This window comes from Pectobacterium polonicum (assembly GCF_005497185.1).
GTDB classification, from domain to species: Bacteria; Pseudomonadota; Gammaproteobacteria; order Enterobacterales; family Enterobacteriaceae; genus Pectobacterium; species Pectobacterium polonicum.
Map to the genome: position 1 here is coordinate 490,000 of NZ_RJTN01000001.1, position 23,514 is coordinate 513,513.

Annotated in this window: 17 protein-coding genes and 1 tRNA gene; 8 read left to right on the top strand and 10 right to left on the bottom strand. The window is 51.6% G+C overall.

Annotated features, from left to right (window positions below):
- Positions 1 to 89: 89 nt before the first annotated feature.
- The 3 genes from EDI29_RS02190 to EDI29_RS02200 all read right to left on the bottom strand — a co-directional run bounded on the left by EDI29_RS02190 (position 90) and on the right by EDI29_RS02200 (position 3,692).
- Positions 90 to 1,241, bottom strand: coding sequence for a Gfo/Idh/MocA family protein (locus tag EDI29_RS02190; RefSeq protein WP_137739518.1), 1,152 nt, complete (start codon positions 1,239 to 1,241; stop codon positions 90 to 92).
- Positions 1,238 to 2,308, bottom strand: coding sequence for a sugar phosphate isomerase/epimerase family protein (locus EDI29_RS02195; RefSeq protein ID WP_137739557.1), 1,071 nt, complete (start codon positions 2,306 to 2,308; stop codon positions 1,238 to 1,240). Before EDI29_RS02195 ends, EDI29_RS02190 begins: the two co-directional genes overlap by 4 nt.
- Positions 2,309 to 2,447: 139 nt before the next feature.
- Positions 2,448 to 3,692 carry an MFS transporter gene (locus EDI29_RS02200; RefSeq protein ID WP_137739519.1) on the bottom strand — a complete coding sequence of 415 codons (1,245 nt, stop codon included), beginning with the start codon at positions 3,690 to 3,692 and terminating at the stop codon, positions 2,448 to 2,450.
- Positions 3,693 to 3,879: 187 nt separating this feature from the next.
- On the opposite strand from EDI29_RS02200, the gene glk reads away from it, so the two are divergent.
- Entirely contained in the window at positions 3,880 to 4,845 is a 966-nt protein-coding gene (gene glk, locus EDI29_RS02205) for a glucokinase (RefSeq protein ID WP_137739520.1), read from the top strand.
- A 68-nt stretch (positions 4,846 to 4,913) separates the two neighbouring features.
- On the opposite strand, the gene EDI29_RS02210 is transcribed toward glk, so the two are convergent.
- A complete protein-coding gene (locus tag EDI29_RS02210) occupies positions 4,914 to 5,735 on the bottom strand; it encodes a pyridoxal phosphatase (RefSeq protein WP_137739521.1) in 822 nt (273 codons plus the stop codon).
- Positions 5,736 to 6,006: 271 nt separating this feature from the next.
- Here EDI29_RS02210 and EDI29_RS02215 point away from each other — a divergent pair.
- Both EDI29_RS02215 and pgl read left to right on the top strand, forming a co-directional pair.
- A tRNA-Ser gene (locus tag EDI29_RS02215) sits at positions 6,007 to 6,094 on the top strand.
- Between the two features lie 300 nt (positions 6,095 to 6,394).
- Positions 6,395 to 7,393 carry a 6-phosphogluconolactonase gene (gene pgl / locus EDI29_RS02220; protein WP_137739522.1) on the top strand — a complete coding sequence of 333 codons (999 nt, stop codon included), beginning with the start codon at positions 6,395 to 6,397 and terminating at the stop codon, positions 7,391 to 7,393.
- 55 nt (positions 7,394 to 7,448) lie between these two features.
- Here pgl and EDI29_RS02225 read toward each other — a convergent pair whose 3' ends face one another.
- The 6 genes from EDI29_RS02225 to metG form a co-directional block, all read right to left on the bottom strand.
- A complete protein-coding gene (locus tag EDI29_RS02225) occupies positions 7,449 to 8,699 on the bottom strand; it encodes an LVIVD repeat-containing protein (protein WP_137739523.1) in 1,251 nt (416 codons plus the stop codon).
- 14 nt (positions 8,700 to 8,713) lie between these two features.
- Positions 8,714 to 9,790, bottom strand: a complete 1,077-nt coding sequence (locus EDI29_RS02230; protein WP_137739524.1) for a sugar ABC transporter substrate-binding protein — start codon at positions 9,788 to 9,790, stop codon at positions 8,714 to 8,716.
- A gap of 418 nt (positions 9,791 to 10,208) precedes the next feature.
- Complete coding sequence (gene fdnI, locus EDI29_RS02235) at positions 10,209 to 10,844, bottom strand: formate dehydrogenase-N subunit gamma (protein ID WP_107169863.1); 636 nt, start codon at positions 10,842 to 10,844, stop codon at positions 10,209 to 10,211.
- Positions 10,837 to 11,745, bottom strand: a complete 909-nt coding sequence (gene fdxH, locus EDI29_RS02240) for a formate dehydrogenase subunit beta (RefSeq protein WP_014700652.1) — start codon at positions 11,743 to 11,745, stop codon at positions 10,837 to 10,839. The genes fdnI and fdxH overlap by 8 nt, the downstream gene beginning before the upstream one ends.
- A gap of 12 nt (positions 11,746 to 11,757) precedes the next feature.
- Positions 11,758 to 14,805 (bottom strand): formate dehydrogenase-N subunit alpha, encoded by a 3,048-nt coding sequence (fdnG, locus tag EDI29_RS02245; RefSeq protein ID WP_137739525.1) that lies wholly within the window; start codon positions 14,803 to 14,805, stop codon positions 11,758 to 11,760.
- Between the two features lie 280 nt (positions 14,806 to 15,085).
- On the bottom strand, positions 15,086 to 17,116 hold the full coding sequence (gene metG, locus EDI29_RS02250; protein ID WP_137739526.1) for a methionine--tRNA ligase: 2,031 nt from the start codon (positions 17,114 to 17,116) through the stop codon (positions 15,086 to 15,088).
- Positions 17,117 to 17,339: 223 nt separating this feature from the next.
- On the opposite strand from metG, the gene apbC reads away from it, so the two are divergent.
- The 5 genes from apbC to dcuC all read left to right on the top strand — a co-directional run bounded on the left by apbC (position 17,340) and on the right by dcuC (position 23,485).
- Positions 17,340 to 18,449, top strand: a complete 1,110-nt coding sequence (apbC, locus tag EDI29_RS02255; RefSeq protein ID WP_137739527.1) for an iron-sulfur cluster carrier protein ApbC — start codon at positions 17,340 to 17,342, stop codon at positions 18,447 to 18,449.
- Between the two features lie 187 nt (positions 18,450 to 18,636).
- Entirely contained in the window at positions 18,637 to 19,278 is a 642-nt protein-coding gene (udk, locus tag EDI29_RS02260) for a uridine kinase (RefSeq protein ID WP_005974035.1), read from the top strand.
- Positions 19,279 to 19,386: 108 nt separating this feature from the next.
- Positions 19,387 to 19,968 carry a dCTP deaminase gene (gene dcd / locus EDI29_RS02265; protein ID WP_005974037.1) on the top strand — a complete coding sequence of 194 codons (582 nt, stop codon included), beginning with the start codon at positions 19,387 to 19,389 and terminating at the stop codon, positions 19,966 to 19,968.
- Positions 19,969 to 20,031: 63 nt separating this feature from the next.
- On the top strand, positions 20,032 to 21,867 hold the full coding sequence (gene asmA, locus EDI29_RS02270; RefSeq protein ID WP_137739528.1) for an outer membrane assembly protein AsmA: 1,836 nt from the start codon (positions 20,032 to 20,034) through the stop codon (positions 21,865 to 21,867).
- A gap of 265 nt (positions 21,868 to 22,132) precedes the next feature.
- On the top strand, positions 22,133 to 23,485 hold the full coding sequence (dcuC, locus tag EDI29_RS02275; protein WP_137739529.1) for an anaerobic C4-dicarboxylate transporter DcuC: 1,353 nt from the start codon (positions 22,133 to 22,135) through the stop codon (positions 23,483 to 23,485).
- Positions 23,486 to 23,514 lie beyond the last annotated feature (29 nt).

The following is a 23,514-nucleotide window of genomic DNA, read 5'->3' on the forward strand; positions in this document are numbered from 1 at the left end:
GAGCAGATTACCATAAATATCTCTGGCTGCCTCCCGCAGGCGTCGCCCCTGCGGGATGGATATCCTCAGCGAATAAACGGCCTGATACCTTAATTGGCGACCTTCACCCACTTTTGCTGCTGATGGCTTTGTACGATGGCATCAATGATAAACATGATGTTCGCACCGTCGTAGAAGGTGGCGAAATTAAACGGATCGACACCCGGTTGCTTGCCGTCACGCAGATAGCTGTAAAAATTCGCCATCATATTCTTGAATGCGTCCGGCCAGCCCTCGATATGCCCACCGGGGAAATGGACAGCGGCGGCGGCTTCCGCATTCAACAGTGTAGGATCATCCGACAACAGCTGATTCGGCTTATCACGATGGCCAATCCATAGCTCCTGCGGCGTTTCCTGATCCCAGGCTAGCGATCGTTCACTGCCATTCACTTCAAACGTCAGACGGTTTTTTCGTCCAGCGCTGACCTGAGAAACGGTAAACGACCCGCGGCTGCCATCCTCAAAGCGCAGTAAAACGGTCGCGTAATCCTCGGTTTTAACCGGTTTGTCGTCGTATTCGGGCGGTGTATTGGAAGATGAGAACGTGGCGGTGCCATTCCGATTGGATTTGCGGATCGGATGGACGATGGCGAAATCGGCGAAAACCTCGATAATTTTCCGGCCGGAAATAAACTGCACCGTGTCGCACCAGTGCGAGCCGATGTCGGCTACCGCGCGGGAAATGCCACCGTATTCCGGTTCAACACGCCAATTATAGTCGGTGTCGTGCAGCATCCAGTCTTGCAGATAGCCGCCGTGCACCGCAAAGAGGCGTCCGATCTCCTGATGCTTAATCATGCTGGCAGCTTGCTGCACCATGCCAAACTGGCGATAGACGAAGCTGACGCCGTGGACAACGCCTTTTTCTTCCGCCAGCGCCACCAGCTCACGTGCTTCTTCGCTGGTCATACACAGCGGCTTTTCCGAAAAAACGTGTTTTCCCGCCTGAATAATCTGCTTATTGATCGCCGCATGAAGGTGGTTTGGCGTGCAGTTGTGAATCGCATCAATGCCAGGATGATTTAACACATCAGCGATGCTGCCGTAGGCGTGAGGAATGTTGAGCTGACGGGCTTTTTGCTGAGCGACATCCAGCGAGTTTTCTGCCAGCGCCACCACGTCAACAAAGCCTAGGCGACGAATCGCTTCTATATGTGCTGGGCCAATAAAACCGGAACCAATAATGCCAACGCGGATCATTCTGCGTTCTCCTCTTTTAATCCCAACATTTTTCTTACCAACGGACGATCGTCGCTGGTGGCGGCGAAATCGTCAAAAGCACGCTGAGCGACGGGAATAATATGGCGCTTGATGAACGCAGCGCCTTCTTTCGCCCCACAGTTACTGTCTTTCAGGCAGCATTCCCACTCAAGTACGGCCCAGCCGTCATAATCGTATTGGGCAAGTTTGCTGAAGATAGCGCCAAAATCGATCTGACCATCCCCCGGTGAACGGAAGCGCCCGGCGCGTTCTGCCCATGACTGATAGCCGCCGTAGAGGCCGCTTTTGCTGGAAGCGGTAAATTCTGCATCTTTCACATGAAATGCTTTGATTCGCGCATGGTAGCGATCGATAAAACCGAGGTAGTCCATCTGCTGCAAATGCATATGACTCGGATCGTAAAGAATATTGGCGCGTGGGTGATGATTAACGGCCTCAAGGAAACGTTCAAAGGTCACGCCGTCATGCAAGTCCTCTCCGGGGTGCAGCTCGTAGCACACATCTACGCCGTGTTCGTCAAAAGCGTTGAGGATTGGCGTCCACTGGCGGCCAAGTTCTTTAAAGGCTTCTTGAATCAGGGCTTCTTTACGCGGTGGCCACGGGTAAAAATAGGGCCAGGCCAGCGCACCGGAAAATGTGGCATGTGCGTTTAGCCCCAGGCGTGAAGAGGCTTTTGCTGCCTGTTTTATCGCGGCTATAGCCCACTGTTGTCGAGCCTGCGGATTGCGGCGGTAGGCCGGTGGGGCAAAATCGTCAAAGGCATCGTCATACGCAGGGTGGACGGCAACGAGCTGCCCTTCCAGATGGGTCGACAGTTCACTGATGGTCAGCCCATGCTGCGCCAATAGACCTTTCACATCATCACAATACGTCTGGCTGTCGGCGGCGGTGGCGAGATTGAATATATGTGGATGGTTACAGGGGATTTGCAGCGCTTTAAAGCCTAATTCGGCTGCCCATTGCGCCAGATTTTCCAGCGTGTTAAAGGGAGCCTGATCGCCAATATACTGAGCGAGAAAAATACCGGGTCCTTTTAACGTTTTCATCATTACCTCCTTTGGCAACGGGGTTATGGCCATGAATACCGTTGCACTGATTGCGATAGCCGTAGAGGAGAATGCGTAAGGATGAAGTGCCAAAGGCGACCTCATCCCCGTTTCTCCTTAAATAAGCCGTCTTAAATGATTAAGCCTGCTCTTCTTTGTATTTGAAGGAGAAGAGGAAAATGACGGCGATGATGGCCGCGGCAACCGCAGGAATCCACCAGAACGTCGCCCAGATTTCGGGAGCGTTTAACGTGCCGTTGTCGAAAAGACGGTTGTAAATCGCACCGGAAACCTGCGATCCCAACAGCATGCCAATACCGTAGGTGAAAAGAACCACCAGGCTTTGTGCCTGACCTTTGATTTTTTCTCCGGCAATACGGTCGGTGTAGATGAAGCCGATGACGAAGAAGAAGTCATAGCAGACACCATGAAGCAGGATGCCGATATAGAGCAACCAGCGCGTTTCTTCATTCACGCCCATGGCGAAGAGGGCATAGCGTACGAACCACGCCAGCATGCCGATGAACAGCATGTATTTCACGCCCAGCTTTCTAAACAGCAGAGGAATGATCAGCATAAAGACGATTTCGGACATCTGGCCAAACGACATGGCGGTGCTGACGTCACTGATACCTGCATTGCTTAGGAAGGACGCGGTGTAAGCATAATAGGTGCCCAGCGGGATGGAGATCAGCATGGCGCAGATAGCAAATACCAGAAAATGGCCTTTCTTCAGCAGCGCGAACGCATCGGCACAGAACAGATCGCGCAACGCCAGCGGTAAGCCTTTTGCCGGAGCTGGGGTATGCGGTAGCGTCAGGCTGTAGGCCGCCAGAATGGCGGAACACACCGCAGCGACGTAGAAAATATTGACGCTTGCGGAGATGCCTGCCGTCCCGATGCAGACTCCGGCAACGATCCAACCGATGGTGCCAAAGACCCGCACAACCGGGAAGCTTTTCTCACTGTTAGTCAGGTTATGGAACGCGATGTTGTTGGTTAATGCCAGCGTAGGCATGAAGCACAGCGTGTAGGCGAACAGCAGGATCAATAGCTGTGAGCCGTCTTCGTTGATCAACGCGGTAGGCACAAACCACAGGATGACCGCGCCGATGAGGTGCAACAGCGCCATGACTTTTTGCGATGGGAAGAAGCGGTCAACCACCATGCCCAGCACAAACGGAGAAAGAATTGAGGCGATCGGCCCAGCAGAGAAGGCGTCGCCAATCATGGCGGCCAAATTATACTGTGTCATAACCAGGCCTAGGGTGACTGACCATGAGCCCCAGATAAAGAATTCTAAGAACATCATGAACGACAATCTGGGAACCACGAAGGCCGGCTGTAACGATTTGGTAGCTGTGTTTTCAGATGAAGAAACCATGCGGTATCTCTCTTAAAAGTAATCGATTACAATTTGTTTTTTAATAATGTAATCGATTACTTTTAACTTAACCGCCGCTTTTAGCCATAAATGAGATCCTTATCACTAGAAAGTTATATAGCCATAGCGTAACGGGCTGTTTTCGCGCAATGATCGGGTATCTGCTTTGCTTGAGGGGAAAAGAAGAATGACGCACTTTGTTTTAGTGGGTGATGTTGGTGGCACCAATACGCGCCTGGCGCTGTGTGACGCCGTGACGGGCGAATTGTCGCAAATCGAAACGTATTCTGGGTTGGATTTTCCTTCTCTGGAAGGAGCGATCCGCGATTATCTCGATTCTCGGCAGGCTACGGTGCAGGATGCCTGTATCGCGATTGCCTGTCCGATCACTGGTGACTGGGTGGCGATGACGAACCACACCTGGGCATTTTCCATCGCTGAGATGAAAACGAGTCTGGGGTTACGCCACTTTGAGGTGATCAACGATTTTACCGCGGTTTCCATGGCGGTTCCGGTGTTGGGGCGTGAGAGTTTGCTCCAGTTCGGTGGCGGGGAACCGGTGCCGGGTAAGCCCGTTGCCGTGTATGGTGCAGGCACTGGGTTAGGTGTTGCTCACCTAGTTCATGTTGCCAATCAATGGATCAGCTTGCCGGGTGAAGGCGGACATGTGGATTTTGCGGCCAATAGCGATGAAGAAGACAACATTCTCGCTATTCTGCGCCAATCATTAGGGCATGTTTCTGCGGAGCGCTTGCTGTCCGGGCAGGGGCTGGTAAATATTTACCGTGCGATCGTACAGTCTGACGATCGCACGCCGGAGGCGCTGGAACCGAAGGATATTACCGAACGAGCGGTCAATAATACGGATGTGGATTGTCGCCGCGCGCTATCGCTCTTCTGCGCCATCATGGGGCGTTTCGGCGGCAATCTGGCGTTAAATTTAGGCACATTTGGTGGGGTTTATATTGCTGGCGGCATCGTACCGCGCTTTCTTGAGTTTTTTAAAGCTTCTGGCTTTCGCGCGGCTTTTGAAGACAAAGGGCGGTTTAAAAGCTATATGCAAGATATCCCTGTGTACCTGATTACCCATGAGCAGCCGGGGTTAATGGGGGCGGGAGCTTACCTGCGACAGGTACTGGGTAGCGCGCTATAAGTCAGTCTGGTAGTCGAACGCAATCAGGAAAGGCGATGCCCTTGCTTGCCTGATTGCGCCATTATTGGTTATGCCAGAATACGGGTACGGATAACCTCTGCGATGCTGGGTTCTTCATTGCTGCCAATGACCAGGTCGGCTCGTGCTTTGATTTCATCGGCGCTGTTGCCCATAGCAACGCCCAATCCAACGCCTTCCAGCATACTGATATCATTAAAGTTATCGCCGAATGCCACGACATCTTTCATACTGATGCCCTGTTCGCCAAGCCATTGCTGGAGCAGCTTACCTTTGCTGTTGCCGGTTTGGGCGATATCAACCTGATCCTGCCATGACCACTCGCAGGCTAGCCCGAGCTGCTTTCCCACTTCTGCGGCGAAATGGTTCAGCGTGGGGATATCGGTATGCGTGGTTGCAAATTTCCAGATGGCCTGAGAGGCTTCCGTCTGGCGCAGCAGATTTTCCACCTGTGCGAAACGAGGGCGTTGCTGTTCCGGCAACGTGGAAGCCCATGCCAGCGTGCGAACCACATGCCCCGTAGAGTATTGATAATACATATCATCGTCAGCATACATCAGGCCATGAATATCAAATTCCTCTAGCAGGGTGATGACATTTTTTGCCTGTTCGACAGAGAGTGGATTGGTATGTGATGCACGGCTCTGCTGGTAATCATAGACATAGGTGCCGTTGCAGCAGATCGCTGGCGTATCCAACTGCAATCCCTGATAAAAAGGGTGGATTGCTGAGTGATGGCGTCCTGTAACGATCATCACTTTTATGCCTTGCTGACGGGCTAGCGCAAGTGCACTAAGGGATTCGGGGAGGATTTTTTTCTGTTGATTCAGAAGGGTACCATCAAGATCAAGCGCAATTACTCGGTAGGTCATCGTTGTCTCGCAAATAAAAATGTGGATATCGAATGAGCCTTACGATAAAGGACGCGGCGAAAAATAGACAGACAACAATGGGATAAATGTGTCTCACGCCGTTTGGTGAGAAAGCGTCAGCGCGACGGGGAGAAATAAGGATAAATGGACGTTTTGGCAATCTTGCTGTCTATTTTCTATGCTTTCAACGGGTTATCATCTATTTTTTAAGCAATTGACCACAACGTCGCTTTACAACGCGCGGCGTACTGTTTATAGTGCGCGTCATTGCGGAGGAGTGGCCGAGTGGTTGAAGGCACCGGTCTTGAAAACCGGCGACGCGAAAGTGTTCTAGAGTTCGAATCTCTACTCCTCCGCCACTTTCAATATTTCCCCCATGTATTTCCTTGTTATCCTTTTATCTTCTCTCGATATTCTGCACTGTCACTTTTCATCACTCAGTTGTTATCGCACCATCAGCGTCCGTTAGCTAAATCAATCATTACTTAAATCAGCCATTGCTTAAATCAATAGTAGCCTTGCGATGTCTCTGTAGAATAGAGTAATTGGTCATTTATGGTATGCCGTGCGTCAGGTTGAGCAAGTTCGTTATCCTTCTGATGAACCTCTTTTGAGCCTTCCTGTGCCGCCACATTCGCGTGAAAAATAAGGAGAATACGATGCAGCAAGTGGTTTATGTCGCCAGCCCGGAAAGCCAGCAGATTCATGTTTGGCAACTCGGTGCTCAGGGAAATCTGACATTATTGCAAACCGTTGACGTTCCAGGACAGGTTCAGCCGATGGTGATTGCGCCAAATAAGCGCCATCTGTATGTCGGGGTTCGTCCTGATTTCAGGGTTCTGAGCTATCGTATTGATGAACAGGGTAAATTGACGCAAGCGGGTGTCGCTTCTTTGCCGGGTAGCCCGACGCACCTGTCTACCGATAACGACGGACGTTTCCTGTTCAGCGCGTCTTACAGCGGTGCCTGCGTTAGCGTGAGTCCGATTGATGCTGATGGCATTGTTGGCGAGCCGATTCAGCAACTGGATGGATTGGAAGGGTGTCACTCTACCAATATCGATCCAACCAATTCCGTGGTGTGGGCGCCTTGCCTGAAAGAAGACCGTATCCGCCTGTACGATCTGGGTGCGACGGGCGAATTGAGCGTACACCGTCAGTCTGAAATGACGACGGTAGCGGGTGCCGGTCCACGCCATATGGCTTTCCACCCGAATCAACGCTTTGCCTATTGTGTGAATGAACTGGACAGCTCAGTCGATGTGTATCAGTTGGATGCAGCCAGCGGCGATTTACAGAAAGTGCAAACGCTGGATGCGATGCCTGCTGGTTTCAGCGATACGCGCTGGGCAGCGGATATTCACATTACGCCGAATGGTCGCTTCTTGTACATCAGCGATCGTACTGCTAGCCTGCTGAGTGTTTTCCAGGTGTCTGAAGACGGCAGCACGTTAACGCTGACCGGTCATCAGCCGACCGAAACGCAGCCGCGTGGTTTCAATATCGACAGCACCGGTGAGTTCCTGATTTCAGCAGGGCAGAAATCACAGCACATTGAGGTGTATCACATCGACCAGCACACGGGCGATCTGCAACCGCTGGCGCGTTACGCCGTCGGTCAGGGGCCAATGTGGGTGTCGGTGCTGGCGCTGGACTAAGTAAAGTAAGCACAACAGTAAGCCCCGCATTGATCCGCAGGGCTTTTTTTTTCGATTAACCTCGGTATTCGATAATCGACAAACCCGCGTTGTAGTCCGTGCTGTAGATGATTCCGTTGGCATCAACGAACACATCGCAAGACTGAATAATCTGCGGTCTGCCGGGACGTTTATCGACCATTCTGGCTGGCGCAGCAGGAACCAGTGCGCCCGTTTCTTTTGGTTGATACGGATTACTGATGTCGTAAGCACGTACCCCCGCATTTTGGTACGTGGCGAAAATCAGTGACGAACTGATGAAGCTGCCAGGCCGGTTTTCATGCAGGTTATGTGGGCCAAAGTGCGCGCCTTTTTTCACATAATCTGCCTCTTTCGGCTGTGGAAAGGTGGAAATGCTCACTGGATTGCTCGGATCACGAATATCGAACACCCAAATCAATTTTTCGCCATCTTCCTGATTATCCAACACCGCTTCATCCAATACGACCAACAGATCTCGGTCCGGCAGCGGTAACGCCGTGTGTGTGCCGCCGCCAAACGGTGGGCTCCAGTTACGGTGACTGATGAGCTGTGGGTTAGTGCGATCGCTTACGTCCAGCAGCGTCAATCCGCCATCGCGCCAGCTTCCATAAGCGGTGTCGCCGCTGATGATGGCGTGGTGCAGGGCGTAACGCTTGCCTTCCGGCCAGCTTGCGGTTTCTCCGCCAGCGGTATGCATGCCGGGTAGCCAGTAGCGGCCAGCAACCTCTGGACGCTGCGGATCGGCCAAATCGATAGTTAGAAAGATGTAGTCGCTGTAGCCATCGAGCAGCGCAGAGACATAGGCCCAACGTCCGCCTACGTACCAGATGCGGTGAATGCCGATACCATCCAACGGTAGGAAGCTGATTTCGCGGGGTTTATCTGGCGTAGAGATATCGAAAATCCGTAATCCGGCACTCCAGCTTTTTCCTTGTTGCTTGGTGCTGACCGTATCGGCGACGGAGCGGGTGTAATAGACCTTTTCCTCGGCGAAGCTGGCGTCGGCAAACAAATCGCGCGCATTGACGACAAGCAGCAGGTCATCGTGGGTTTGCAGATGGATATTCCAGGTGCCGGGCGGGGCAGCAATAAACCCCGCCGGCTTGGGATTCTTGGCATCGCGCACATCCACAATCGACACACCTTGTGAAACCATATGCCCAATGTAAGCGTAGCCGCGATGAACCATCACCTGCACGCCATCGGGTCTGCCGCCCTGATCGCTGTGTCCAATCAGCCGCATATTGCGGCTGTAATCGGGTGTGGGCAGAGGAGTCGATGCCATGAATTATCTCCGTATTATTTCGCCTGTTTGGCTTCCAGTGTAGCAAACCACGGTGCGATAAAATCATCCGTGTGACCCCAACCTGGGATGATTTTCGCCAATCCAGCGACGTTGACCGCACCCGGTTGGCTGGCTAATAGCGCCTGTGGAATCGCCGCGGCACGGAACTCGTAGGTTGCAGGCGTCGCTTCACCGGCAATCTTGTTGGCGACCAGACGCAGATTCACTTTACCGATCAGCTTAGGATCGACGGCTACACTGACTTTCCACGGACTGCTCGCTTCGCGCATCAGCTGTAAATCCTGATTGGAGATGTCGATGCTGTACAGTTTGATTTCGGTCCGGCCATTTTCTTTCAAGGCTTTATAAGCGCCTTGGCTGAAGGCATCCCACGAGCCCCAGATCGCATCGATTTTGCCTTTCGGGTATTTCGCCAGTACCGCGCCGACTTTGTTGGCCGTGTCGCCCTGTACATCAGAAGACACGGCACCAATCGATTCCAGTTCCTTGATGCCAGGGTTGGCTTTCAGGATCTGTTGATAAGCAAGCTGGCGGCGTTCCATCGGTGGGAAGCCGGCAACCCACAGTTTGATGATGTTGGCGTTGCCGTTGAAATCTTTCACCAGTTGGCCGAGTGATTCGTTAGTCAGTGAGGCGTCATCCTGCTGCGTAACGGTCACGCCTGGAATCTCGCCGTTCACGGCGGTATCAAATACGGAAACGGCAATGCCGCTGTCGACGATGCGCTTAATCAAATCGGTAGAGTAGGGATCGCGGCCCTGCGACAGGATGATGCCATCATATTTCTGGCTAATCGCCTGATTCACGAAATCCTGAAAACGAGCATCGTCGCCGTTGCTCAGGAAGGTGCTGACCTTGAAGCCCAGTTTTTTGCCTTCTTCGAGCACGCCGGAAACAAACTGTGTGGTGTTGTCATCCGATCCCAGATTGCGGATAACGGCGATGCGCACTGGACCATTATGATTGGCGATGGCGGCCGGAACAGGTGCAATGGTGGCGTTCTGATTAGCCAGTGTCGGTAACGCTGTCAGTAAGCTCAATGCAAGCAGGGCGGGCGTAAATTTCTTCATTATCAGCTCCATGGCGTTTTATAAATTGATGTCGTGTCGGTGACAGTATTGTTATGTAGTTTGCGTCACTACTTTATAGCTGTCTTTATGTCTGGATGTCTATTTAAAAATGATACTGCATCATAGCCGTTGAGCGATAGGCGAGAAAGAGGGGTAAGTTATGACGTTTGGATTTAAGTTATAACGATTTGTACTGACTGCGGATGAAAAGAAAAATGCCCGCGAGGCGGGCATTTCAGGCCGTTGACAAACCTATTTGTCGAACGAAAACGGGAGTAACGGAATAGAAGAGTAAAGCGTTTGCGCCATGGATGGCGCAATCCGAGCTTACATGGACGTACTTGCAGCGTCTTTACGATCTATCCGTTACTACCGCACTACGGACTTTGTGAAGGCGGTTAGATGAAAAGCGAGTGAATTACTTCTTCGTTTCTTTTTCTTCCATTTCACGCGCCCAGCGCGGGTGGTGCTTACTCGCCCAGCGTTTGGAGACTTTGCCTTCAATCATGCCTTTAATCGATCCTTTAACCCAGAATGCCATGTACATGTGGATCAGGATGGCATGGATCAACACGATGGCCGCAGCCGCGTGAATCAGGATGGCATAGCGCACGACATCAATTGGGAACAGGTGGGCAAAATAAGGACGCCACATGATAACCCCGGTGATCAGCAGAACCAGCGTCAGCCCCATGATGCTCCAGAACATCATTTTCTGACCTGGATTGTATTTACCCACCTGAGCGACTTCATGCTCATTGCCTTTTAATACCTCAACAATATTGAGGAACCACGGCAGATCGCGTTTCTTCGGAATGTTATGGCTAACAAAACGGAAGAACATCGGGATCAGACAAATGACGATCAGCACGCCAAAAAATGGGTGCAGGATACGCCCCATCTGCGGCGTACCAAACGTCTGTGTCAGCCACTGTAGGGTCGGGAAGAACAAGGCTATACCTGAAAGCGCGACCAGAAAAAAGCTAATCACCACAATCCAGTGACAGATGCGATCGATAAACTTGGTACGCAAAATCATTTGTGGCTTACTCATGTTTGTCTCCCCCTTCTTTGTCTTCTCCCTCATGTTCATGCTCCATTTCCTCTGTGTTCGGACCCACACCGATGTAGTGGAACATTAACCCGGCGAACGTGGCGACAAAGCCTAATGCAGAGAGCGGCTTCAGAATGCCTTTCCACAGATTGACCGGCGTAGAAATCTGCGGGTCATCCGGCAGATTGTGATAAAGCGATGGTCTGTCTGCGTGGTGCAGAACATACATTACATGCGTACCGCCTACGCCCTGTGGGTCATAGAGGCCGGCGTGCTCGTAACCGCGGCTTTTCAGGTCGGCAATGCGCTCTTCCGCCAGATGCTTCATCTCTTCTTTCGTACCGAAACGAATAGCGCCTGTTGGACAGGTTTTCACACAGGCTGGTTCTTGACCAACGCTGACCCTGTCGACGCACAGCGTACATTTGTAGACGCGGTTATCTTCTTTATTCAGACGTGGAATATTGAACGGGCAACCGGCGATGCAATAGCCACAGCCGATACAATTTTCGGATTGAAAATCGACGATACCATTGGCGTACTGGATGACTGCGCCGGCGGAAGGACAGGCTTTCAGACAGCCAGGATCGCTACAGTGCATACAGCCATCTTTGCGGATCAGCCATTCCAGGCGATCGTTCTCTTCCACTTCGGAAAAGCGCATCAGCGTCCAGGATTTGGCACTCAGATCCGCTGGGTTATCGTAAACCCCGAGGTTATGGCCGACCTCGTCACGAATGTCGTTCCACTCTGAACAAGCCACCTGACAGCCTTTGCAGCCGATACAGGTAGTGACATCGATCAGTTTTGCCACTTCGCTTTTGTCATTACGCACATGCGGAGGCGGTGTAAAGCCGTTGGTGGCCGAACGTTTGATAATATCTTGTGATTGCATTGACATAGTTGGCTACCCTTACACCTTCTCTACATTAACCAAAAACGCTTTGTATTCAGGCGTTTGTGAATTAGCGTCGCCGACGCTCGGGGTGAGTGTGTTAGCCAGAAACCCTTTACGTGTGGTTCCCTCATAGCCCCAGTGGCAGGGAATACCAACGGTTTCCACGCTGCGTCCGGCAATTTCCAGCGTTTTGATACGCTTGGTGACCACCGCTTTGGCTTTGATGTAGCCACGCTGGCAGGAGACTTTGACTTCATCGCCCGCTTTAATGCCTTTGCTCTTCGCCAGATTTTCACCGATCTCAACAAACTGCTCCGGTTGTACAATGGCGTTCAGACGTGCGTGTTTTGTCCAGTGACGGAACAATTCGGTAATCGAATACGTCGTCGCCACGTAAGGGAAGTCCTTCGCGGTGCCCATGGTTTTTGCATCTCGGGCAAACAAACGTGCGACCGGGCTGGAAATCACCGACGGGTGCAGCGGGTTGGTACCGATGGGCGATTCGATCGGCTCGTAGTGCTCAGGGAACGGCCCGTCTACCAGTTTGTCTACAGAGAACAGACGCGCCAGACCTTCCGGCAGCATGATGAACGGCCCAGTGTCTTTACCCGGTGGTACGGTCGCGGCAAAGTCTGGCACGTCAATGCCTTGCCATTTCTGACCGGTCCATTCCAGCAATTTACGCTTGCTGTCCCACGGTTTCCCTTGCAGGTCGGCGGAGGCGCGGTTGTAGAGGATGCGGCGGTTTTGCGGCCAGCACCATGACCAGTTCGGCGTGCAGCCCAGACCTGCGTCGGCATTGTCGCGTTTATCCATTTGGTTACCGGCTTCTGTCCAGCTACCAGCGTAGATCCAGCAGAAGCTGGATGTGGTGCCGTCATCACGCAACTGTGAGAAATCGGCGAGCTGCTGACCTTTTTTCAGGATCAGTTTTCCGCTGTCGTCGTAAACATCGGCTAACGCCATCCCGTTGGCTTCGCGGGCAATCTCTTCCGGCGTTGGATCTTCCGGGTCTTTATAGTTCCAGTTGATGTTCATCACTGGATCGGGATAAGCACCACCTTCTTCTCTATACAGCTCACGCAGGCGCATCAGCAACTTACCGAGGATTTTCCCGTCATGGCGGGCTTCTCCTGGTGGCTCAGCCGCCGCCCAGTGCCATTGCAACCAGCGTCCCGAGTTGGCGATAGATCCATTTTCTTCGGCAAAACAGGAAGAAGGCAGACGGAAGACTTCAGTCTGAATGGACTTCGTATCCACGTCGTTGAATTCGCCATAGTTCTGCCAGAAAGTAGAGGTTTCGGTGACCAGCGGATCGATGATGACCATATACTTGAGTCTGGAGAGCGCTTCGGTCGCTTTGTTCTTGTTGGAGAACGCGGCAACGGGGTTAAAGCCCTGAACGATGTAGCCGTTCATTTTGCCTTCTACCATCAGCTCGGTTTGCACCATAACGTCGTAGCTGCGATCCCACTTCGGTAACCAGTCATAACCCCAGTTATTCGAAGCCTGTGCGTTATCACCGTAGAAACTCTTCATCATGCTGATAAAGAATTTTGGCGTGTTTTTCCAATAGTTAACCTGATCGGGCAACACGGCGGTGGGTGTGATTTGGCTCAGATAGGTATTCAGGTCTGGCTGTTTTTCTGACGGCAGTGGCATATACCCCGGCAGATTTATCGTTAGCAGCCCGAGGTCGGTATACCCTTGAATATTAGAGTGGCCGCGCAGGGCGTTGATACCACCACCCGCCATACCAATATTCCCCAGCAGAAGCTGAATCATACCTGCGGTGCGGATGATTTGTGCACCGTTAGTATGGTGTGTCCAGCCCAGCGCATACATGAAGGTTGCAGTTTTATTTGGTACGCAGGTTTCGGCCAGCGTGCGGCAAATCTCTTCATAATCTTTGGCTGATGTCCCGCACAGAGACGTCACCATTTCCAGCGTATAGCGGGAAACGTGCTTTTTCAGCAAATTCCAGACACAGCGCGGGTGTGACAACGTGTTATCGCGTTTGGCGAAACCGGATTCATCAAGTTCATACTGCCAGCTGGATTTGTCGTATTGACGTTTTTGTTCGTCGTAACCGCTGAATAGCCCTTCATCGAAGCTGAAATCATCACGCACAATCAAACTGGCGTTGGTGTAAGACACCACGTATTCACGATGAATTTTATTGTTTGTAATAAGGTAGTTAACGATGCCGAGCAGGAAAGCTGCGTCTGAACCTGCGCGAAGCGGCGCATAAAGATCGGCAACGGCAGCGGAGCGGTTAAAGCGTGGGTCAACAACAATCAGTTTCGCATTGTTGTGCGTTTTCGCTTCAACGGCCCATTTGAAACCTACCGGGTGTGCTTCTGCCGGGTTTCCGCCCATAACGATGATAACGTTGGCGTTTTTGATATCAACCCAGTTGTTGGTCATTGCGCCACGGCCAAATGTCGGTGCCAGCGCGGCAACGGTCGGTCCGTGACACAAACGAGCCTGACAGTCGATGGCAACCATGCCCAGCGCGCGGGCAAATTTCTGATCGAGAATACCCGTTTCGTTGCTGGCGGCAGAAGAGCACAGCATACCGGTAGTCAGCCAACGGTTGACGGTTTCACCTTTCGCGTTGGTGCGCTGGAAGTTAGCGTCTCGGTCTGCTTTCATCAGACGTGCGATACGTTCAATCGCATCGTCCCAGCTAATTCGTTGCCATTTGTCGGAACCCGGCGCGCGGTATTCAGGGTAGAGCAGACGATTTTCGCTATGGATGTAGTCGACCAGGCCCGCACCTTTCGGGCAAAGGGAGCCACGGCTGACTGGGTGATCCGCATCGCCTTCAATGTGAAAAACGGAGGGTTTTGCATTCTTTGCGCCATCGCCCAGGCTATACATGAGCACACCGCAACCGACTGAGCAGTATGTGCAGTTGTTACGTGTCTCTTTTGCCCGCAACAATTTGTATTGACGCACTGATGCCATTGCTTCTGTGGGTGTAAAGCCCAATACCGCGAGAGTGGTTCCAGCCATCCCTCCCGCGCAAACTTTAAAGAAACCTCTTCTATTGAGTTGCATTAGTTTCCCTGTGTAATTATGTGTCATTTTTGTTGCGAGCAATTTAACAACACACAAAATGTGGGCTTTGCGCAAAATCAAAATTTAAGTATTTAAATGCCCATTACACCTACAAAGAGGTATATTTTTTATTCGTTATATATTGTAATGCATAACGAATTTGTTATTTCATGGTTACAAACTATGCAAGGCAACGAGGCAATTGGAGGGAGATAAACGGGTATTTGTGGTTGAATTGTTGCAAAAAAAAGCCGGATAAGAATCCGGCTTGATGTGGTTATTATTTGACCTGCATACCAGGCTGAGCGCCGCTGTCTGGACTCAGTAGGAAGATATCCTTCCCGCCGGGACCGGCTGCCATCACCATACCTTCCGATATGCCGAAGCGCATTTTACGCGGAGCCAGATTGGCGACCATCACAGTTAAACGCCCTTCCAGCTTAGCCGGATCGGGATAAGCCTCACGAATTCCGGAGAAGACCTGACGCGTTTCGCCGCCCAGATCCAACGTCAGACGTAATAGCTTGTCAGAACCCTCAACCAGTTCGGCCTGCTTAATCAGTGCGATACGCATATCGACTTTAGCAAAATCGTCAAAGTTAATAGTATCCTGCACCGGATTATCTGCTAACGGACCAGACACGGTTTTCTGCGCGGTGACCATGTCTTCTTTAGACGCATCAACCATGGCGCTGACTTTATCCAGATCGATGCGGTTAAACAGTGCTTTAAATGGATTGACCTGATGGTTCAGCAGCGGGGTGGCGATCGCATCCCAGCTCAGTTCCGTGTTCAAAAACGCTTCGGTACGCTGTGCTAACGCAGGCAGAACTGGCTTCAGGTATGTCATCAATACACGGAACAGGTTAATGCCCATTGAACAAATGGCTTGCAGATCGGCATCCCGACCTTCCGCTTTTGCCACCACCCACGGTGCTTGTTCGTCAACATAGCGGTTGGCGATATCCGCCAGTGCCATGATCTCACGAATAGCCCGCCCAGATTCACGGCTGCTATAGGCTTCCGCAATACTGGCAGCGGCGTCGGTGAAGGTTTTGTACAGCTCGGCGTCGGCCAGCTTGTCGGCCAGCTTGCCGTCAAAGCGTTTGTTGATGAAACCGGCATTACGTGATGCCAGATTCACGACTTTGTTCACGATGTCCGCATTCACGCGCTGAACGAAATCTTCCAGATTGAGGTCGATGTCATCAATGCGAGAAGACAATTTTGCTGCGTAATAATAGCGCAGGCAATCGGCATCCAAATGTTGCAGGTACGTACCCGCCTTGATGAAGGTGCCGCGTGATTTAGACATCTTGGCGCCGTTGACCGTGACGTAGCCATGCACAAACAGGTTCGTCGGTTTACGGAAACCGCTGCCTTCCAACATAGCCGGCCAGAACAGGCTATGGAAATAAACGATGTCTTTACCGATGAAATGGTACAAATCCGCGTCGGAGTCTTTCTTCCAGAAATCATCGAAATTCAGATCGCCACGCTTGTCGCACAGGTTCTTGAACGAACCCATGTAGCCGATTGGCGCATCCAGCCAGACGTAAAAATATTTTCCCGGTGCATCAGGGATTTCAAAACCGAAATACGGCGCATCGCGGGTAATGTCCCACTGTTGCAGGCCCGAATCGAACCATTCTTGCATTTTGTTGGCAACCTGCTCTTGCAATGCGCCAGAACGTGTCCAGGCTTGCAGCATGTCGCTGAAAGCGGGCAGATCGAAGAAGAAGTGTTCTGATTCACGCATCTCCGGTGTCGCACCAGAAACTGCGGATTTGGGTTCGATCAGCTCTGTTGGGCTGTAGGTTGCGCCACACACTTCACAGTTATCGCCATATTGGTCGGCTGCCTTACATTTCGGGCAGGTGCCTTTGACGAAACGATCCGGCAGGAACATCCCTTTCTCTGGATCGTACAACTGAGAAATCGTGCGGTTTTTAATAAAGCCGTTGTCTTTCAGACGACGATAAATCAGCCCTGACAACTCACGGTTCTCTTCGCTATGCGTAGAGTGGTAGTTGTCATAGCTGATATTGAAGCCGGCAAAGTCCTGCTGATGCTCCTGACTCATCGCCGCAATCATCTGCTCTGGCGCAATCCCCATTTGCTGGGCTTTCAGCATGATTGGCGTGCCGTGGGCGTCGTCCGCACAGATAAAGTGAACCTGGTTGCCGCGCATTCGCTGGTAACGAACCCAGATATCGGCCTGAACGTGTTCAAGCATATGACCGAGGTGAATCGAACCATTAGCGTAAGGCAGCGCGCACGTTACCAGAATTTTCTTTGCGACTTGAGTCATGAGGAACTTGCTTTCTTTTGTGAATAGAGGGAGATCGATGTTAACCGATAGCGCCTTACTGCGTAAACCGCTGGCGTGAGTAAAAACCGCAGGAAACCACATGGCAGATTCTATTTTGCGTAGCGTTTCCACGTTTTTGATGCCGAAGGGCGTCAGGCTTCCCTCGCTCTGGTATGCTATACAGGGTCTCAACGGTCAAATATGAGAATTTCAAGGAGCCGGAATGAACGCTACAGTCCCCGAACAACGTCCTGAAGCATTGCGTGCGATGGTCACCGGGGTTTTATCTACTTTTCAGCACCCGACACTGAAAAATAATCTGACGACACTGAATGCACTACGTCATTGTGCATTGCTGGATAATGTGTTGCACCTCGAACTGACGATGCCGTTTGTCTGGCTCAGTGGTTTGGCAGTATTAAAAGAAACGGTTAGCGATGAGTTATTACGTTTATCAGGCGCAAAAGCGGTTGAATGGCGCTTAACGCACGATATCGCTACGCTTCGCCGAGTTAACGATCAGGCTGGCGTGAAGGGTGTAAAAAACATCATTGCCGTCAGTTCTGGGAAAGGCGGGGTGGGTAAATCCAGCACGGCGGTCAACATGGCGCTGGCATTGGCGGCTGAAGGTGCCAATGTGGGCATTCTGGATGCCGATATTTATGGACCTTCGATCCCTACCATGCTGGGTTCGGCCAGTGAACGTCCCACTTCGCCTGATGGTCAACACATGGCACCGATTATCGCGCACGGCCTGGCAACCAACTCGATTGGTTACTTGGTGACGGATGATAACGCGATGGTGTGGCGCGGGCCGATGGCGAGCAAAGCATTATTGCAGCTGCTGCAAGATACGCTTTGGCCGGATTTGGACTATCTGGTGTTAGATATGCCGCCGGGTACGGGTGATATTCAACTGACGCTGGCGCAGAGTATTCCTGTCACGGGTGCGGTCGTCGTGACGACGCCACAGGATATCGCGCTGATGGATGCCATGAAGGGCATCGCGATGTTTGAAAAAGTCAGCGTGCCGGTGCTGGGTATCGTTGAGAACATGAGCGTTCATATCTGTAGCAACTGTGGTCATCTCGAGCCTATCTTCGGTACAGGCGGTGCACAGAAGTTGGCGGAAAAATACCACTGTTCCCTGTTAGGTCAGCTTCCACTGCATATCTCCCTGCGCGAAGACCTCGATCGTGGTGAACCGACGGTGGTCAGCCAGCCGGACAGTGAATTCACCTCTCTGTATCGCGAACTGGCGGGGCAGGTTGCCGCCCAGCTCTACTGGCAGGGTGACACGATTCCCGGCGAAATTTCTTTCCGGGCGCTGTAACGCTTCCGCCAGTGAGTAAAAAGCCGGGCTCTGTCCCGGTTTGACCTGCGCCAGCATGCGGTTTCCCTAGTGCGCAATACGCGGAAAGGGTGGCGTGAAAGGGGGTAACTCCCTATAATTGCCGCGTCAAAGCGCCCGTTGGCGCATTCCCCTCTCTTTTATTTATGTTAATCAGGTCGTTAATACCATGACTGATCAGTCTCACCAGTGCGTCATCATCGGGATCTCTGGAGCATCAGCTTCGGGTAAAAGTCTTATTTCCAGCACCTTGTATCGTGAATTGCGCGATCAGGTTGGTGATCAGCATATCGGGGTGATATCTGAAGACAGCTATTATAAAGATCAAAGCCACCTGACCATGGAAGAGCGGGTAAAAACCAATTATGACCACCCGAGTTCGATGGATCACAGTCTGCTGATTAAACATCTGCAAATGCTGAAAGCGGGTCAGGCCATTGAAGTCCCGCAGTACAGCTATGTCGAGCACACCCGTAAACAGGAAACGGTGCATATTGAGCTGAAAAAGGTCATTATCCTGGAAGGAATTTTGCTACTGACGGATGCGCGTCTGCGCGATGAGATGAATTTCTCTATCTTTGTCGATACGCCGCTGGATATCTGCCTACTGCGCCGCATGCGCCGCGACGTGAATGAACGGGGCCGTTCAATGGACTCGGTGATGGAACAATACCAAAAGACCGTACGCCCGATGTTCCTGCAATTCATTGAGCCATCCAAGCAGTATGCCGATATTATCGTACCGCGTGGCGGGAAAAACCGTATTGCGATTGATATCTTGAAAGCCAAGATAAGCCAGTTCTTTGAATAGTGGATACCTTAACTAATTCACGCTGCACAGCTAATGCGCCGCAACGTGACGTTATGACGGGTATGTATGAGGTTTATCCCGATATACCCGTGTCGAATGGAGAATAAGATGAGACTGTGTGACCGTGACATTGAAGCCTGGCTGGATGATGGCCGACTGGTGATTACGCCCCGTCCGCCAACTGAGAGGATCAGTGGTGCGACCGTTGATGTTCGTTTGGGAAATCAGTTTCGCGTCTTCCGCGGACACACTGCGGCTTTCATTGACTTAAGCGGTCCGAAAGATGAAGTCAGTGCGGCACTCGATCGCGTCATGAGTGATGAAATCAATTTGCCAGAAGGTGAGGCATTCTTCTTGCATCCAGGAGAATTAGCCCTGGCAGTGACGTTTGAATCCGTTACGCTGCCGGATAATTTGGTTGGCTGGCTGGATGGTCGTTCTTCGTTAGCCCGCCTGGGATTGATGGTTCACGTCACTGCACACCGTATTGATCCCGGTTGGCAAGGAAGAATTGTGCTGGAGTTCTATAATTCAGGTAAGTTGCCGCTGGCGTTACGCCCCGGCATGATGATTGGCGCTCTGAGTTTTGAACCCCTTTCCGGGCCGGCGGCTCGCCCGTACAACCGCCGTCAGGATGCCAAGTATAAAGATCAGCAGGGTGCGGTAGCGAGCCGGATCGATAAAGACTGAGCGTCTGGCGATAGGTCTGTAATATAAAAATCAGGCAGTCGCGCGTTTCGCAATGAGGATGGCATGAGAAGATTTCTGACGACGCTGGCAATTCTGCTTGTGGTGCTGGTGGCAGGAATGACGGCCTTGGTCGTACTGGTTAATCCCAATGACTTCCGTGCTTACATGGTGAAGCAGGTTGAGGAACGTAGCGGCTATCGTCTGCAACTTGATGGCGATCTGCGCTGGCACGTGTGGCCGCAACTGAGTATTTTATCTGGCGGTATGTCATTAAGTGCGCCGGGTTCCAGTACGCCAATTGTCAGCGCTGAAAATATGCGCCTTGATGTGCAGCTGTGGCCGCTGTTGTCGCATAAGCTTGCGGTCAAGCAGGTGATGTTGAAAGGGGCGATTATTCGCCTGACGCCAGAAAGTGAAGCCAGACAGGCCAATAATGCGCCAATTGCTCCGGCGGGTTCGCAGACTCCATCTGAAGAGCGACGTTGGCGCCTGGATATTAATAAGATAAAAGTCGCTGATAGTCTGTTAATTTTGCAACGCAGTAATAACGAACAGATTAATGTTCGCGATATTAATCTTGCAATGGAGCAGAACAGCGACCGCCAAGTTAACATCGAATTATCGAGCCGTATCAATCGCGATCAGCGCGATATCGCTCTCTCTCTCGCCGCAGATGTCGATTTGTTGCGTTTCCCCCAGCAGATCAATGCCAACATAACCAAACTGGATTACCAGCTTCAGGGGGTTGGAATACCGACAAACGGTATCAGTGGGACAGGAAGTGTTCAGGCAAGCTATCAGCAGCAGCCTGAAAAAATCACGTTTAGCCAGCTTGTACTCAATACCAATAACAGTCAGTTGTCGGGGGCGGGTAGTGTGACGCTGGGTGATATCCCCCATTACGAGCTGGATTTGTTGTCTGAGAAGCTGGATCTGGATTCTCTGCTGGGGATTGCGGCGGTAAAAGAAAATAACGCGCCTACAGTAGCGATTAAGCCATTAGCCCCTGTCATTTCAAATGAAGCTGAAGCGACCAAGCCAGAAGATAGCTTACAGCGATTCACTGCACGTCTGTCGCTACAGGCTGCATCGCTGATTTACCGTGGCCTTGATGTCCGCCAATTCACATTACGGGCAGAGAATCAGCCGGGGTTACTCGATATTTCGACCTTAAGTGGCGAACTGGGCAGTGGGCATTTCTCATTTCCCGGTAAGGTTGTGACGAAATCATCAACCAATATCACGCTACGACCCGATCTCAAGGATATTGAACTGTCTCAACTGATGTCTGCGTTTGCGCTGCCTGCCGAGGCGATCAGTGGAAAATTGTCGATGACGGGACAATTCAGCGGTAATAGCGTTGCGCTGCCTGCTTTGCTCCAGCAGTGGCAAGGAACGGCGGCGCTGCAAGCTAATAATGTTCGTCTACAGGGTTTGAATATTCAGCAAATGGTGCAGATGGCTGTGGCGCGCAGTAACGGCAATGTGCGTGGGCAAGAGCGCTACGAGCGTTATACCGAACTGCAACAACTGACCGGAAAAGTACAATTGAATGCAGGTAAATTGCGCCTTACCGATCTCAATGGTCGATCAGAGCTGCTGTCTCTAAGCGGTGTCGGCCAATTCGATTTGCCAGCTCAGACGTGTGACGTCAACGTGAATGTTTCTATTACGCAAGGGTGGCAAGGGGATGAGCAACTGGTCAGCGTGTTGAAAAATACGGCAATTCCGTTACGCGTCTATGGCGAGTGGGATAAATTGAATTACCAGTTGCAGGTAGATCAGTTGCTGCGTAAACGCCTACAGGATGAACTGAAGAAACGCCTGAATGATTGGGCCAGCCAAAATCAGCAAAACCAGAAGGGCAAAGATCTGAAGCAACTGCTCGACCGTCTTTAATTTCCAGACATACTGTGTTCCAGGCCGATTTGCTGATTTTCGTCAGCAAATCGGCGGCTTATCCTCAATGCTTTCCTTTCATTTGTCATACTTCCCCAGACAAACTTTGTGTTCGATGTCTCTTTTTTAACGCTGGATATTAATATTTTTCTCTTTTTTTATTTTCTAAAGCAGTAAACTCCGCCCCCTGTTTTCGGTGCGGTGCCATATTCCGCTGCCGGAGAATTTCTGTCAGATAATTATTACTCAGGTATCGAAACTCACTATGCTCGAACTTTTGATTGGTGTTGCTGTAACGATTCTGGTGGGTCGTTACATTATAAAAGGGTACTCCGCGACTGGCGTGTTGTTGGTGGGGGGTCTGTTACTCTTGGCAATCAGCGCCATGCTGGGGAAAAACGTATTGCCAGCTAGTGCGAAAGCGACGGGCTGGAGCGCAACGGATATTGTTGAATACGTAAAAATTTTGCTGATGAGCCGCGGTGGCGATCTCGGCATGATGATTATGGTGCTGTGTGGTTTTGCCGCCTATATGACGCATATCGGTGCCAATGATGTCGTCGTTAAGCTGGTTTCTCGCCCGCTGAAAATGATCAACTCGCCTTATTTGCTGATGATTGCGGCCTATTTTGTCGCCTGTCTGATGTCGCTAGCGGTGTCATCGGCCACTGGGCTGGGGGTGTTATTAATGGCAACGCTGTTTCCTGTCATGGTGAACGTCGGCATTAGCCGCGGCGCTGCGGCGGCAATCTGTGCTTCTCCCGTGGCGTTGATCCTGTCACCGACATCGGGCGACGTGGTGCTTGCCGCGCAGGCATCGCAGATGAAATTAGTGGATTTTGCCTTTAAGGCCACGCTACCCATTTCCATCATTGCTATTGTGTGTATGGCTGTCGCGCATTTCTTCTGGCAGCGCTATCTGGACAACAAAGCGAACATTAGCCATGAAATTCTGGATGTGAGTGAAATTACGACCAATGCGCCGCGTTTTTACGCCATTCTGCCGTTTACGCCGATCGTGGGTGTACTGATATTTGATGGTAAATGGGGGCCGGAGCTTCATATTATTACCGTGTTGGTTATCTGTATGGTGCTGGCGGCGATGCTGGAGTTTGTTCGCTCGTTCAATGCGAAAAACGTGTTTGATGGGCTGGATGTGGCCTATCGTGGCATGGCTGATGCCTTCTCTAGCGTCGTAATTCTGCTGGTTGCGGCTGGGGTATTTGCTCAGGGGCTTGGCACGATCGGCTTTATCAGCGGACTGATTGGCCTTGCTCAGTCATTTGGCAGCGGCGGGCTGGTGATTATGCTGGTGTTGGTGGTAATCACGATGCTGGCTGCGATGACGACCGGTTCGGGCAATGCGCCGTTTTATGCGTTTGTTGAGTTGATTCCTAAGCTGGCGTCGCAAATGGGCATCAACCCTGCCTACCTGGCCATTCCGATGCTTCAGGCTTCCAATTTGGGTCGTACGATTTCCCCGGTATCCGGCGTAGTGGTTGCCGTTGCCGGGATGGCGAAAATCTCTCCGTTCGAGGTGGTGAAGCGCACATCGGTTCCGGTTCTGGTTGGGCTGATTGTGGTGGTGGTTGCTACCGAAATTATGGTGCCTGCCTGATAGCAGAAATTAGGTAAACAGCAGCACCT